The sequence below is a fragment of the Paenibacillus sp. 01T424 genome, assembly GCF_056398745.1.
The window spans coordinates 66,926-81,638 of record NZ_JBFTPZ010000010.1; the positions used below are offsets into that span (position 1 = coordinate 66,926).

Consider the following 14,713-nt stretch of genomic DNA (forward strand, 5'->3'; position numbering starts at 1 on the left):
TATCACGCTCAAAAAATGGTTAATATGTGTTAACTTATGGTGCAATGGTTTTTTTTACGTTGCCTATGACTTTACAGATCCGACCATCATTCCTTTCGTAAAATGCTTTTGCAGGAACGGATATACCATCATAATCGGGATGGTTGCAATGACAACGACAGCCATTTTGATGCCTTCCGGTGAAGACAATAAGGCATCCTCGGCTGGCGCAGAAATGGAGGAGCTGTCCGTAATAATAAATTCCCGCAGCCTTACTTGGAGCGGGTACAACAATCTATCGTTGATATAATAGAGCGCATTCGCATAGCTGTTCCAGTGCGATACCGCATAGAAAATACCGAGCGTCGCCATAACGGGCTTTGACAGCGGCAAAATAATGTTCCATAAAATCCGCATCTCGCCACAGCCGTCGATTCGTGATGAATCAATCAGCTCTGTTGGAAGTCCCATAAAGAACGAGCGCATAACAAACAAATTAAAAGCGCTTATTGCTCCAGGCAGCATCAATGACCATAACGTGTCATGAAGACCCAGCTCTTTTACGAGCAAATAGTTCGGAATAAGCGGTGCAGTGAAAATTAACGTCAGAAGAACCATAATTAATACAGGCTTGCGGTATACATATTCGGCACGCGACAACGGATAAGCCAGTGTTGCCGTCATCACCAAATTAATCAGTGTCCCTACAACTGTAATGTACACGCTAATGCCAAACGACCGCCAAATGAGCTTCTCCCCAATAACCGCCTTAAAGTTGGTCAGCGTTGGCTCGACCGGCCATAAATAAACTTTGCCCGTGTTGATTGCTGCATTGCTGCTGAGCGATTGCGCTACGACATGAATGATTGGCAAAATCATGCTTAAGCCAAGTACGATAAGAAAAATATAATTGAACACGTTAAACCAACGCTGTCCGGTGCTTATTTTTACCATGGGGGTCTCCTCCTTAATATAAACCTTCACCAGTCATCTTCTTGCTGAGTGTGTTGCCTGTCATAATTAAGACAAGTCCGACCACGGATTTAAATAGACCGATGGCTGTCGTGTAGCTATATTGTCTTTCGAGAAGGCCCACTGTATAAATATACGTGTCCAAAATCTCCCCCTTACCCGCATTAAGCGTGTTCAGAAATACCGAAACTCTTTCAAATCCAAAATCCATGAAATGGCCGATCTGCAGCAAAAACAAAATGGTAATGGTCGGCATAAGCGCGGGCAAAGTAATGGACAATGTCTGTCTCCAGCGCGTCGCTCCATCCATTTCTGAAGCCTCGTATAAATCTGGATTAATGCTCGTTAGTGCTGCCAAATAAATGATCGTTCCCCAGCCGGCGTCTCTCCATATGCCAGAGGAAACCAGTATCGTTCGGATATACGACTCTTCCCCCATGAAGTAAATCGGATCAAAGCCGAACATCGTAATGATATTGTTTACAAACCCGCTTCGCGGCGATAGAATCTCAATGGCGATGCCACCGATAACGACCCACGATAGAAAATGCGGCATGTAAATAATCGTCTGCAGCGTCCGCTTAAAGAACACCTTGCGAATCTCATTTAAAAGTAAGGCAAGAATTATTGGAATCGGAAACGAAAAGCCTAAGCTGTAAAATGCGAGAATGAGCGTGTTTTTCAAAATGCGCAAAAAGTCAGGATAATGAAACATGCGCTGAAAATGGTCAAACCCTACCCATGCGCTTCCCAAATAACCTTTGAAAATATTGTAGTCTTGAAAGGCCATCACCGAACCCAAAAGCGGTACATACTTAAATAATAAGAAATAAAGAATGCCTGGGATGGATAGAAAATATAACGCTTTATACTTATTTAAATAAGCCCACCGTTCCTTTCCAGTTCGAAACAGCATGAGGCCGGGCTCAGATTGTGAAATATTGCTTTTAGCCATCGGAGTCAACTCCTTACATAGTTTGTACGACAATCGTACACTATGGCACAGAGCTCTACGATGGCGCCATCTTTGTCGGTATGGTTTTTTTTACGATTTGGGCATGATCATTCGAATGACCGTTCCGACTGCTAATTCACTCTCTATCTCTAATCCGTATGCGTCGCCAAATACGAGCTGAATGCGGCGGTGGACATTCAGGACGCCGATTCCTCCCTTGCCTTCCTTCACTTCGGTCAGCTTCTTCGTCTCCAAGCGGCTTCGAAGCTGCAGCAGGGTAGATTCGCTCATACCAGAGCCATTATCTTTAACCGACACAACAAAAAAGCTCTCCGTCTCTTCCGTCCGTATTTCGATCCGATGCTTGTCCTCGATGCCTTCAAAAAAAGCATGCTGAAACACATTTTCGATGATGGGCTGAAGGGTAAGCCTGACCATCTTCTTCAGCAAATAATCTGGCGGAATTTCCACATCGATCTCGAACTCCTTGCCGAACCGATGCTTCAGTATCGCCATGTAATTCAACACATGCTTCAGCTCGTTGACGACCGTAATTTCCTCCAAACTCGTTTGGACAGCATAGCGCAGCATATAAGCCATGTTTTTTACAATTTCCGATACCTCATCCGAATCCTGTACAGCGGGGAAGCAAACAATCGTCTCCAGCGTGTTGTACAGAAAATGAGGATTAATTTGCAGCTGGAGCGCTTGCAGCTCTGCTTTCTGCCGCTCAAGCTCCGCTTCACGTTTGGTGCTTTCCGCTGTATAGACCTGCTCGATCAGGTCCGATAATTTATTGACCATAGAATTGTAGCTTACAACTAGCTCGTCCACCTCATCCTGCTTTCCATTTAACGGAATTCGGGTCCAGTCCCCTTTCTCCGCTTGCTTCATGCCGCGTCTAAGCTTTTGAATAGGCGTTGTGATCGAGTAGCTGAACCGATAAGCAATCAGCAGCCCTAATATCAATGTTACAGAGCCGATCCATATAATGTTCGTTCGAATGCCGATGATCGGTTGGCGCAAATCCTTCATCGGAATCGATATTTGCAAATCCCAATTCGTATAGCTGGAATGGCGGGCAATCGTAAACCTCTCTTCCCCGGCTTCCTTGCTTATGAAGGACACAGCCTTCCCTTCTGGCAGTTCACGCTTCGCTTGAGAGGACAGCTTTTGGCCAATCTTGCTAGAATCGGTATGGTAAACAACTTCTCCCTGCCGATCCTCAATATGAAATAAGCCTTGGGGACCTAAATCAATGCCTTTCCAAAGCGTAGATAACTCCGTGCTCTTGATCTCAATGGCGAGAACACCTTTATAATCCATCGACCGAAGTCCTCTTACTTTACGGGCAAGCGTGATAGATTGGCCTTTCTGCACGGAGCTGATGCTATCGTTCAAAATGACGATTTGGCCATTATCTGGAATGTCTGAGAATAGATTTTCTACATATTTTTTGGCAGAGGGGCTTGTAAAGTCGAGGGATGCATTATTATTCACGCCGACAGAGCGTCCGTCCTTTCCGACGACGTACAAAGCGAGCACCTCAGGGTGACGAATCAATATCGGTTCAAAGGCATACGTCTTGATTCTGGATGAGTAAAAATAATTTTCATAATTGAGCTCCGGCGCCACATCCAAATACTCTTTAATATCCAAATTAGTAAGCAGCGACAACGTTGAGTTTTCATAACTCCGAATATATTGTTCCAAATGGTGCGACGTAATGTTGACGACCTGTGCCATGTTCGCCTCCGCCTGATCGCGAAGTCTCTCTGTCGCTCCATAGTAGGTGTACACGCCTAGAACAAATAAAGGTACAAGGATGACGATGATGAAATACATATACAACCGGAAAAATAGTCCCTTTCGCCGCTTCATCATTTATTTAATCCCCAGCTTGCTGCGAAATTCGGTTGGCGTGATGCCCTTCACTTTCCGAAAGGTTTTTGCAAAATGAGAATAGTCCTCGTAGCCGATCTCATGCGCGACATCGACAATTCGGTAATGAGGCTGCGCGAGCAACTGCTCCGCTGCTTCTATTCGTTTGGTCATTCGGTAGTTCACGAAGGTGACCCCTGTCGTTTTTTTAAAGTACAAACTAAAATAGTTAGGCGTCAGGCCAACCAGATTGGCAACCTCTTCGAGCGTGACTTCCTTCGCAATGTTCTTCTCGATATAAGCTCTAACCTCTGTCATTAAATCCTTAAAACCGCCTCTGCGCAAAGCAAGCTCATCCGTTACAGAGTGGATTTTGTCGCGAAAGCTTTGCTTTCCATCAGTTAAAGTGTTTTTCTCTATAGCAGCGGCAGCAATCCCTGTGTACTGATGACCCTTGTCCTGCAATCGATCCAATACCGCTTGAAAGGAATCCTCCAATAGCTCATTTAACTGCTGTGGATGATCTGTTCTTTCTGCGCAATAGCTAAGCCAATCATCCAAACATTTATCCAAATCGGGCAACCGCAGCTGCCAAATATGCTCCGTCATCTCATCGAGCCATTTCTTCGAGTGCGTCGGCGCAACGACACCTTTTTCCATAGCAGGCAATATTTTATCCAGCATTTCATGAATGTCCTTTTTCACAACGGGCTTAAGCATATACTCCTTCACACCGTACGCCATACATTGTTTCGCATATTCAAACTCCGCAAAACCGGAAATAACAACAACTCTAATATAGGGATAGATATCATGAATGCGCTTGCAAAGTTGCAGTCCATCCATCCTTGGCATCCGAATATCCGTAATGATGATATTGGGGGGATACTCAGCAATGAAAGCTAAAGCCTGCTCCCCATTCTCAGCTGTACGGATGCTTGTAAATGGCTTGCTGTACGACAGCATCATATTTTTTATGCCATTACGAATGATCATTTCATCGTCCACGATCAATATATGCATATTCATTCCTCCGATTGAAATACTGGCTAGCCGCTTGCCTTTATGATAACAACGTTGGTTTCATACTATTGGAATTACCATTCCTTGTCTACTTGAATTTATGGCGTTCAGATGTGTACGGATTCTAACAAACCGAATGGTGTTTACATGAATTTATAGCGGAATGGAGAAAATACGTTTGACATAAATGTTGGAATTGCATATTATATGAACAAGTATTCATATATTCAACTGGAAGAAGGATGTCTTATGAATGAGTATCGAATAAAGGGACTCTCTTGTGGTGGCTGCGCCCTCCGAATGGAGGAAGAGATTAAGCAATTGGAACATGGCTCGGATGCAAAGCTCAGCTACAACTCAGGAAAATTAACGGTTGATCCGCAAATTTCCATGGCTGCAGTTAAGAAAATTTTAAAGTCAGACAATGCCTATATCGAAGCAAGCTCGGAAGCGAATACGGGACACGATCATAGTTCTCATAATCATGCTGGACATGATCATGATCATGATCACGATCACAGTCATTCCGAAGGCCATTCAAATATGCTCAAATTGCTCATCGTATCGGGCATCATCTATGTTGCCGCATTATTCCTTGATGGCGTGCTCGACAAACAAGCAGTCATTCTATTATATTTGGCCGCAACGATTATTAGTGGCTACACCACATTTTTCCGCGGACTTAAAAATTTAATTAAAATGAAGTTTAATATCGATACCTTAATGACTATTGCGTTAATCGGAGCTGTATCCATTGGTGAATGGAAAGAAGCTACTCTCGTTGCCATCTTGTTTGGACTAAATGAGCTGCTTGAAGGTTATGGTATGGAAAAGGCGCGCCGCTCCATGGAAGCTTTATTTCAAGTTGCGCCTAAGGAAGCTTTAAAAGTAGAAAATGGCCAAGAGATTATCGTTCCGATTGCTTCTCTTCAAATCGGCGATCTTGTAAAAATTAAGCCCGGCGAAAAAATCCCTTCGGACGGCATCGTCTCTGAAGGAAAAAGCTCGGTGAATGAAGCGGCAATCACAGGTGAATCGCTGCCGGTTGAGAAGGAAGCTGGAGAACCCGTTTACGGCGGAAGCATTAACAACGAAGGGCTGCTTCTCGTTCGAATTGATAAAGCATACAAGGATTCCTCCTTGGCAAAAATYCTTCATCTCGTTCAAGAAGCACAGGAAACCAAAACGCCAACGGAGCTTTTCATTAATAAATTCGCTAAATATTATACGCCGCTCATTATGATTGTTGCTGCACTTGTTGCCCTTATTCCTCCGCTCCTCTTTCAGGGAGACTGGATTACATGGCTTTATCAAGGTTTATCCGTATTAATTGTAGGCTGCCCTTGCGCTTTAATTCTTTCTTCGCCAATTGCTATTGTTTCGGGCATTACAAGAAATGCACGGAACGGCGTACTCGTCAAAGGCGGCGTATTTCTAGAGCAGCTTGGCAAGATCGACACGCTTGCTTTTGACAAAACAGGTACGTTAACAAAAGGCGAACCGCATGTTGCCAAATTGGAAGCGTATGATGAAGAACGGTTTTTCCAAGCAGCTGGAGCAATCGAGAAATCATCCTCCCACCCGCTGGCGAAAGCGATTATGAAGGAAATAGCGAGCAGAAATATGACAATACCAGAACCGGATGAAATTCAAACGATATCAGGTCGGGGAATTAAAGCGAAGGTTAACGGCTTTGCATACTGGCTTGGAAATGAAAAAAGCATCGAGCATATTACGATTCCGGATTCTGTCCAAAATCGCATAGAACAATTAAAAAATGACGGTCTTACTCTTGTATTGGTGGCAGACGATCAGCAAGTACTCGGTATGTTTGGCATTTCAGACGAAATTCGCGAGGAAAGCCGGTCTGTAATCGCATCCTTACACAAACTGGGAATTAAGCGTACCATTATGCTTACCGGAGATCATCAGAAGACAGCGGAGAAAGTCGCTTCCGCCGTCGGGGTGTCCGAGTTTTATGGCAACCTTCTGCCGGAAGATAAAGTGAAGAAAATTAAAGAGCTTTCAGCAAGTCACCATGTCGCGATGATAGGTGACGGTATTAATGACGCTCCTGCTCTAGCCTCTGCGCAGCTCGGCATTGCGATGGGCAAAGGAACAGACAGTGCAATTGAAACAGCCGATATCGTCCTCATGCAGGATCATTTGGGCAAGCTGCCCGAAGCCGTTTCCATTGCCAAAAAGGTCAATCGCGTCATCCGCTTTAATATTTGCGTCTCGCTCGGACTGAAAATAATCGCATTATTGCTTACCATTCCCGGCTGGCTCACCTTATGGATTGCCATTCTCTCCGATATGGGAGCGACTATATTTGTTACACTTGTCAGCTTGACCATATTAATTGAACGAAAAAAGCGTGCAGATTAAATTCATACGCAAATAAACAAGAGCCGTTAGCATTATGCTGACGGCTCTTCGCTTGTTTGATCATTCGCGCTCCTTCGGCTGATCGGGTTTTTCATCCGGGTCTATCAGTCCTTTTGCCCCTTTTTTGAATTCTGACAGCGTCGTTCCAATCGCTCGCCCAAGCTGAGGCAGCTTGGATGGTCCAAACAGCAGCAAGCCTAAAATCACAAGCAATACAATTCCTGCAACACCTATATTCGGCATTCTGAACTCCCCATTCCCGTTTGGTTCTAGAAGTTAACTAACAAAGCTGTTACATACATCAGCAAAATGCCAAGTGTTAAACCTGAGAAATTGAGCCACGAAACGGCAGGTGCTTCTGCAGCCTTTGCATCCCTAACAATCATTTTAAAAATGACATAAATAACTTGTATAATGGCCCCTGCGCCAATACCGAAGAATAAGGCCGCCAGCGTTTGATTAAAGACAAATCCACCTATCCACGTTCCGATAATAGCAGGTCCGCCGCCTAAGAGTGCTAATGCGAGGAAAGTCTTGTACGTTGGTTTTGCTTTTAAAAGCGGCGCCGCTATGCCAATCCCTTCAGTAATGTTATGCAGCGTGAACCCAATAATAAGGAAGGATCCAAGCGCAGCCTCACCCGCGGCAAAAGCAGCACCTATCGCAAGCCCTTCACCGAGATTATGGAGACCTATTCCACTCGCGATTTTGAAGGATACCTGCTTGCCAGGATCATTATGCTGGATTGCCTTTTTGGATTTCGTCTGATCAATGGCTATGAGGAATAAGAAGCTTAATGCCGCTCCGAACCAGACTAGGCCTGTGCCTTGAAATACGCCGGGTGCTTCCGCACCAAGCTCTAATCCTTCTTGTATGGTATCCACAGCAAGAAAAAATAAAAGTCCAACTGTAAATGCCAATACCGCCTGAATGCCTTTGCTTGAGAAGCGACGCATAAAAGGATACCATAACAATCCCAGCCCAACTGGAACGATACCGACATAAAAACCTATTAGTGAATATTGTAGAAATCGATTGGTATCGGCAGTTGGCGTTTTCATTGCAGCAGGTACATCCCCTGTAAATATTAGTCCGTTAGAGGTGATAAGCTTAATTTGATGAGGATCTCCCTCCACCCAAGGATAAGGAATATAGATCGTCGAGCTGCCGAATCTCTCAAGCGTAGAACTAGGTGAGTAGGAAGCATTCCAAAAAGAATCATCGACAACAACTTGAGCAACCGTCAGCTCCTTTGGCCCAGAATTAAGTATACGAACTTCAAATCCATCATCCGTCAAAATAATACGTTCAAAATTGAGCACTTCAATCGGAGCCGCTTGCTGTTCTTCTACACCTGTACCCCATGAAGCGATAACAGAAATCAAGCCAGCCAGTAGCAGCAAGGGCATTATGCCAAGCAGCCAGACTGCTTTTTTACCCAGCTTTTTATTTATTATTTCACTTTGCACATCGCACACCCCCTCTACTTAACCGACTTCAAAAAATCCCATCCAGCCGAGCTCCGTAAACTCACTTTGATGAGCATGGAACATATATTTTCCAGGAGCGGGAAACGTAACTTCAATGATGCCTCTCTCCCCTTGGCACTGCATAATCGTATCTGTATATTGCGGCCTCGCATCTGGGTCAGCGCCGGTGGCATAATAGTGAAAAAAATTAGCATGCAAGTGAAAGGAGTTAATCGGATCAAATTCCGTTAAATTACTTAAATAAATACGAACCAGCTCACCCGTTTTCACCTTAATCGGTCTAGATTGGTACGCAAATGCGTAGCCATTGACCGTGTAAACCTCGTTTTCGCCATCTAAGTCCAGATCAAAGCCATTCATGACCATACTTAGCTCTTTTGCAGGTTTCCTTGGTTTCTTAGGATCAATAATGAAGTGACCATATAGGCCCTTGTGAATATGTCTAATCAGCGGAGGAACATGACAGTGATAGGGCTGCAGCCCTGCTGGCTTGGCTTCAAATTCATACACAAATTCACTGCCCGTCGAAATAGGCTCTAAACCATCCATGTGGGTTGGATGAATACCGTGAAAATGTATGGAATGCGGGTGCGCGGACCCGTTCCCGAACTTGACTCGTACGATATCTCCCTCCGTACAACGAAGTGTCGGCCCTGGAATCGTGCCGTTGAATGTCCATCCTGGAAATTTAATGCCCTTCGCTATTTCCACCTCAGCATCCCATGCCTGTATATCGTATTCTCTAATCGTCCTGCCATCTGGAGAAGTACTAACGACCCCGTAATCAAAAGCCGTTAATGCTTTTACTGCCGCTTCAAGCCCCGGCGTTGAATCGGTTCCCGGATCATAACCATGCGCCATCCCTTGTTTCATCTGGTCTTTGAGCGTATGATGCATTTCTTCCTTCCCCATCGCATGAGCAGACCTGCCAAATAATGCACTTGTATTTAAGAAACTGCCTCCGATCACACCTAGTACGCCGGCAGCTCCGACCTTAAGGATGTTTCGTCTTGAGAACTGCTGATTTGGATCAAATACCATTCGATTCACCTCCATGTTAATATAAGGGATTAATTTTGCCCTAGAGCAAAATTATTAATAAAAAAAATTTATTTTACTTAAGGACAATTAGTTTACCTTAGGAAACTTTTTTTGGTATGAGTAAAATATATGCTAACCTAGGCATGTTGTAAAGTGTTTTTTATGAAGCTTGTATTTGCTCGGGAGAATACTGCATCAATGAAAAAAAGGCTTCCCTCAAGTTCGATAAACTCACGGGAAACCTCTCTCTCCTATTTCGTAGAAGAATATGAATCACAATAGCCTGCAACATACGAGCAAAAATCTTCGTTTAGAATTGTAGTTCATTATTAATTAAAGTGGAGACAAAACTAGATGAGAAAAAAATTACTGCTACCTCTTCTTATTCTTTTGATAATCGCAACAGCTGTGTTATTTATCATAAAAAGTCTTCAAACTGATCCATTAAAAAAGTCCATTTCCATTGAACAGAAACCATCCGAGAATTCATCTGATACACTCATAGTCAAAGACGAAAATGGAGAAAACTTAAAGCTAAAGATTAACGCTATTCCTCCGTATAAGCAATATTTACAATCGCAAGAGGATAGCAAGACCGAAATCGAGCGGACCCAATCAGAAGCGCTCACTCTCTCCACTCAAGAACATTTCATATTGTTAAAGTACAGTTGTGGAAATAAGCAATGTTCAACCATTTTAGTGAAGGAAAGCAACTCCACAATTACAAGTCTCGCTTTGGGTGACGGCATTTTTCAAGACTATCAACTATCTCCGGATAAAACAGAGCTGCTGTTACGATACGGTTATAGCGAAGGCGGAGAAATTGTTCGTCATACGCTGATTGCTGTTGATTTATTAACTATGGAAAAAATACCTTTTGAATCTACAGCGTTAACGAACGAATACATGTCTACTCCAATCTGGCCTATACTCGGCTATCAATGGATCGAGAAAGATCGGTTTATGATCGAGTCGGCTGATTTAGCATCATCAGATTATGAAGCCGTGAAACACTGGTATACTTCAACTGAAAAGAAAACAAAAATCGTTGAAATCTCTATAAATAAAGCTGAAAATTAGAGCCCATTCCTTTTTTATTTCTTTGTGGGCTCTTTCGGTGTATAAATCGTTTTATCATTTCCATCAAGGATTAGCGCTGATTTCGCTGGTATCACCTCGCCTTGAAAGTTAAAAGAAGCTTCCGAGAAGTTAGCCACTACTTTCAACGCTTTACCATATTCCGTCATCTGAACGAGTTTGTCCTCTGTTAGAACCTTATAATTCGTCATTTCTTCTTTTATCGCTTTTTTACTAAAGCTTGACCATACCTTAGAATGATTCACTATGGTTTCCTTATGTTTTTCCCACTCATGTTTATCTAGATGATATAACGGAGGCACATTATAAAGAATTTCATACAGCATTCGATTCGAAATTTCATCTTCTATTTTTAAAGTTCCCCAGCCCCACCAATAAGTCGTGATCACGGAATTGTTGTAAACTAACTTATACAATGGGATCGTGTAGCTAGTATCCAAAAACAGCTTCTTGTACTTGTCCTTTAACGGTATTTGCTTAGCAAATAGTTCGGGAACTCCGCCGTTGCTCGAATAATATCTTCCTACATAATATTCGCTTTCTTTATTTGTGCTCATATCCTTATCCATCCATGAGAATGATGGCGTCTCTATTCCATGCGCAAAAGCAACCGTTTGGTTAGCAAAATCGTTGCCACCCTCTGTTCCAACGACCAGCTTCCATTCTTTTTGCAAATACGCCATTCGCTTTATTCTAGCCTGAATATCTTCTTCTTCCGTAGTCACATGCTCTGGCGAATAGTCATCGAAGATTTCTCCAGTACCATCCGTATCTAGAAACCATGAGTTAAAAGCTAGACCAGTATTGAAAATCGATGTTACTCTTTCTTCTACACTAGGCAAGGCAAGCGTTGGGTTGAGCTTTCTGCCTTCTTCTTGGAACCCTACAATTTTTCTCTCATTCTTATCGGTCACCGTCGCATGCTCGTAAAGGGAAGTATCCTTAAACTTAGCCGTCGTCCATTTCTCTTTTCCTGGTTCATGGATTGAATGATACGAGTCATAGGTGCCAATTAAATAACCAAGACTTTCTGCCTCTTTGACAAACGCAGGTTTAATAAACCCTTCCTGCCAATCATCCAAACCAATCCACATATTGTCGAGCCCAGACTGCTTCATATCCTTTATGACATCAATCGTATTGGCATCTGCCCACTTTTCAATGGGATCAACTGCAGCACCAAGCACGCTTTTTAACAATCGTTTATTCAGATCAATCAATTCAACAGCGTTCAAATTTTCTATACCGCTGCTTAACAATCGCTGAGTTTCTTCATCTAAGTCAGTAAAAATTTTGGAATCATAAAATTCTTTTAGCTGCATGACCGCACTTAAACTTTTTACAATTCGATTTATCGTGTATTTATCTACATAGTCTAAACGATTTAAATCGTCAAAGGCGGATGAAAGCTCTGCTCCATCTTCCACTTTAGTTTTTAATAGCTCCTGAATCCATATTCTCAGTTTTTCGGGAAGATTGCTCCTCAGCTTTGGCCATTGTATATTTTCTTCTGAAATAACCGTTCTGTCCCAAAAATAAGCGTGCGGTGCTCCGTAAAGCTTTTCGATATTGTTATTTTCTTTAGCCTTATCCGCCAAGCTTTTGAATTCACCCTGTTCAATCAAATAATCTTTATACGTTTTTGCGACAGCTGTTGGATTTTTTTTCGTTACATAAATTCTAAATCCATATTCCTTTTGCTTATTAATTACTGGAAAATCATGATGAAAAGTAAACTGGATAGCGTTATCGGTATTAAAAACAATTTCATTGTTATATGCGTTTTTAATAATGTACATCAGCGAGTATTCGCTTTTATCAGCTGCAAAAAATGGCATCGAGAAAGACTCAATGACCTTCATTTCTTGTTCGCTCAAATACTCTTTCCACGTCTGATCATCGCTTGGAATATACTTTCCTTGGTTTAATGGAAGCATATACCCCTCGCCCGTTACGATTGGCCATGCAAAGCTATTTTCCTCCACCTTGCTGGATTTGATCGTTACATCTACATAGTTCGCTTTTTTTTCAATTTCAACGTCCATTTGTTTCTCTGGATAGGTCCAGCTAATTTGGTCTCCGCTGTTTTTTACATTTGTAACATTCATTTTGTCCAGTGGTTCCGATGCTTTTTCAGTCCTTCCACCCGACTCGACCTCAAGCGCAAAGGTTTCTGGATCTACGTTAAAGCTAAAATCCACATCTTCTATTTGTGCATTTACTTCCCCGCCTCGCGTATTATTGTCGTCCTTGCACCCCGCAAGAACACTTGCTGTGATTGCAGCCAGCATGATGATGGCTATTATTTTTTTCATGTCTCGCACCTCCTGAATCAGACTACATCAGGGGTGTTACGCCAATGTTACAAAAAATATGTTCAGCAACTAAATATTTCTTTCAATCATAAAGTCCGCGATAAAGCCGTTAAGCGCTGCATTCCTTCCCGCAATAATGCCTCACTCGCAAAAGAATAACTAAGCCGTATCCATGATTTCAGCTCGCCTAGCGGGTCAAATATTTCTCCGGGAACGAAGGAAATGGATTGCTCCCTGCTTTTTTTAAGAAGAGCTTCTCCTGATATATGGCTTGGAAGTTTAACCCATAAATTAAGCCCGCCCTGTGGTGCAGTCCATTCCCAGCCTGCTATGGCAAGCTCCTCTTCCATGATCTCTTTATGAACCTGCAGCGCAATACGAAGCTTTTCCACATGCTGCTGCAGCCTCGGTGAGGCGAAATAATGCAAAAATATTTTCTGATTAAGCTGAGGAGTCCCGTTATCCGCAAGCGCCTTCGCTTTGATTAACTGCTCCATGAATGGATATCGGCAGGCTGCAGCACAAATCCGCAGACCCGGCGCAATATATTTGCTGAAGCTGCTAATATAGATGACCCAGCCCTCCGTGTCATAAGCGAATAAGGGAAGCGGGGGCGGCTCAACAAAATACATATCTCGGAATGGATCATCCTCCACGATAAGGCAGCGGTAACGCTCTGCCAATTCCACCAGCAATTTGCGCTGCCATGATGGAACAGTATAACCGGTCGGATTTTGGTGGGTTGGATTCATATAGAACATACGAGGCTTATGCGTGCGCATCAAGGCTTCTACTTCTGCTAAGTCATAACCTTCCGGTGTGATCGCAACAGGAATAAGCCGCGCGCCTTGCCTGCGAAAAATATCCATCGCTACGCCGTAGGTCGGTCGCTCAATCAACACCGCATCCATCGGCCCAAGCATAATCTGGGCAATCAAATTTATGGCCTGCTGAGCACCTGATGTGATTAACAATTCCTTAGGTGACAGCAGCAATCGATGATGCTCTCTGAAATGCTGGCTTAGCGACTCGCGAAGCTCTTCATCCCCTTGAACGCTGGCATAAGTCCCCATAACCTTAGGATAGAGATCAAACACTTTTTTCACATAGTCCGATAAGAACAAATTCGGCAGCAAATTAGGATCAATCAGCGCTTGAGAGAACTGATACTTAGCTGGAATTCGATGAATATCAGATAACGAGTTATTCACTGCATAAGAGGTAACGACGGTGCTCTCTTCCAACCCTTCAGAAAAAGCATTGTCCTCCGATACGTAATATCCCGATTTGTCTTTTACATACACTTTGCCGTCCTCAACTAGCAATCTATAGGCTTTAAATACCGTCAGCCGATGCACATTGATCTCTTCAGCAAGCAATCGTATCGACGGTAATTTTTGATGGGCTTTCCATTCCCCTCGCTCTACACGGTTCAAGATATAATCATACACTTGCCGGAATAACGGATGGGCTTGCTGCGCTCCCGATTCTTTTTTCATCTGTTCATAACACCTCTTCGCCGCTGCCTCTTTCCATTATTGTACACGAAATATTTATTCATCTGTTCTGTT

General features: G+C 43.2%; 11 protein-coding genes. 2 read left to right on the forward strand and 9 right to left on the reverse strand.

Going from position 1 to position 14,713, the window contains the following annotated elements; translation table 11 throughout:
* Window positions 1-63 precede the first annotated feature (63 nt).
* The 4 genes from AC1DPK_RS10630 to AC1DPK_RS10645 form a co-directional block, all read right to left on the reverse strand.
* Window positions 64-933, reverse strand: coding sequence for a carbohydrate ABC transporter permease (locus AC1DPK_RS10630; RefSeq protein WP_441910687.1), 870 nt, complete (start codon window positions 931-933; stop codon window positions 64-66).
* 13 nt (window positions 934-946) lie between these two features.
* The gene (locus AC1DPK_RS10635; protein ID WP_477510324.1) at window positions 947-1,867 is read right to left on the reverse strand and encodes an ABC transporter permease; all 921 of its coding nucleotides are present in this window, start codon (window positions 1,865-1,867) and stop codon (window positions 947-949) included.
* A gap of 129 nt (window positions 1,868-1,996) precedes the next feature.
* Window positions 1,997-3,790 (reverse strand): cache domain-containing sensor histidine kinase, encoded by a 1,794-nt coding sequence (locus AC1DPK_RS10640; protein WP_477510268.1) that lies wholly within the window; start codon window positions 3,788-3,790, stop codon window positions 1,997-1,999.
* Window positions 3,791-4,810: a response regulator transcription factor gene (locus tag AC1DPK_RS10645; RefSeq protein ID WP_477510269.1), complete on the reverse strand. Its 1,020-nt coding sequence runs from the start codon at window positions 4,808-4,810 to the stop codon at window positions 3,791-3,793.
* A gap of 249 nt (window positions 4,811-5,059) precedes the next feature.
* Between AC1DPK_RS10645 and AC1DPK_RS10650 the strand changes: the two genes are divergently transcribed.
* Complete coding sequence (locus tag AC1DPK_RS10650; RefSeq protein ID WP_477510270.1) at window positions 5,060-7,198, forward strand: heavy metal translocating P-type ATPase; 2,139 nt, start codon at window positions 5,060-5,062, stop codon at window positions 7,196-7,198.
* A 60-nt stretch (window positions 7,199-7,258) separates the two neighbouring features.
* Here AC1DPK_RS10650 and AC1DPK_RS10655 read toward each other — a convergent pair whose 3' ends face one another.
* Genes AC1DPK_RS10655 through AC1DPK_RS10665 form a run of 3 tightly spaced genes read right to left on the reverse strand, consistent with a single transcriptional unit; the run spans window position 7,259 to window position 9,549 of the window.
* Window positions 7,259-7,441: a twin-arginine translocase TatA/TatE family subunit gene (locus AC1DPK_RS10655; protein ID WP_076269692.1), complete on the reverse strand. Its 183-nt coding sequence runs from the start codon at window positions 7,439-7,441 to the stop codon at window positions 7,259-7,261.
* Between the two features lie 26 nt (window positions 7,442-7,467).
* On the reverse strand, window positions 7,468-8,667 hold the full coding sequence (locus AC1DPK_RS10660) for a ZIP family metal transporter (RefSeq protein WP_477510271.1): 1,200 nt from the start codon (window positions 8,665-8,667) through the stop codon (window positions 7,468-7,470).
* Between the two features lie 18 nt (window positions 8,668-8,685).
* Entirely contained in the window at window positions 8,686-9,549 is an 864-nt protein-coding gene (locus AC1DPK_RS10665; RefSeq protein ID WP_372239017.1) for a multicopper oxidase domain-containing protein, read from the reverse strand.
* A gap of 534 nt (window positions 9,550-10,083) precedes the next feature.
* Between AC1DPK_RS10665 and AC1DPK_RS10670 the strand changes: the two genes are divergently transcribed.
* A complete protein-coding gene (locus AC1DPK_RS10670) occupies window positions 10,084-10,809 on the forward strand; it encodes a hypothetical protein (RefSeq protein WP_477510272.1) in 726 nt (241 codons plus the stop codon).
* Window positions 10,810-10,823: 14 nt separating this feature from the next.
* Here the strand turns inward: AC1DPK_RS10670 and AC1DPK_RS10675 are convergent, their stop codons facing one another.
* Both AC1DPK_RS10675 and AC1DPK_RS10680 read right to left on the reverse strand, forming a co-directional pair.
* Window positions 10,824-13,142 (reverse strand): glycoside hydrolase, encoded by a 2,319-nt coding sequence (locus AC1DPK_RS10675; RefSeq protein WP_477510273.1) that lies wholly within the window; start codon window positions 13,140-13,142, stop codon window positions 10,824-10,826.
* 86 nt (window positions 13,143-13,228) lie between these two features.
* On the reverse strand, window positions 13,229-14,641 hold the full coding sequence (locus tag AC1DPK_RS10680; protein ID WP_477510274.1) for an aminotransferase-like domain-containing protein: 1,413 nt from the start codon (window positions 14,639-14,641) through the stop codon (window positions 13,229-13,231).
* Window positions 14,642-14,713 lie beyond the last annotated feature (72 nt).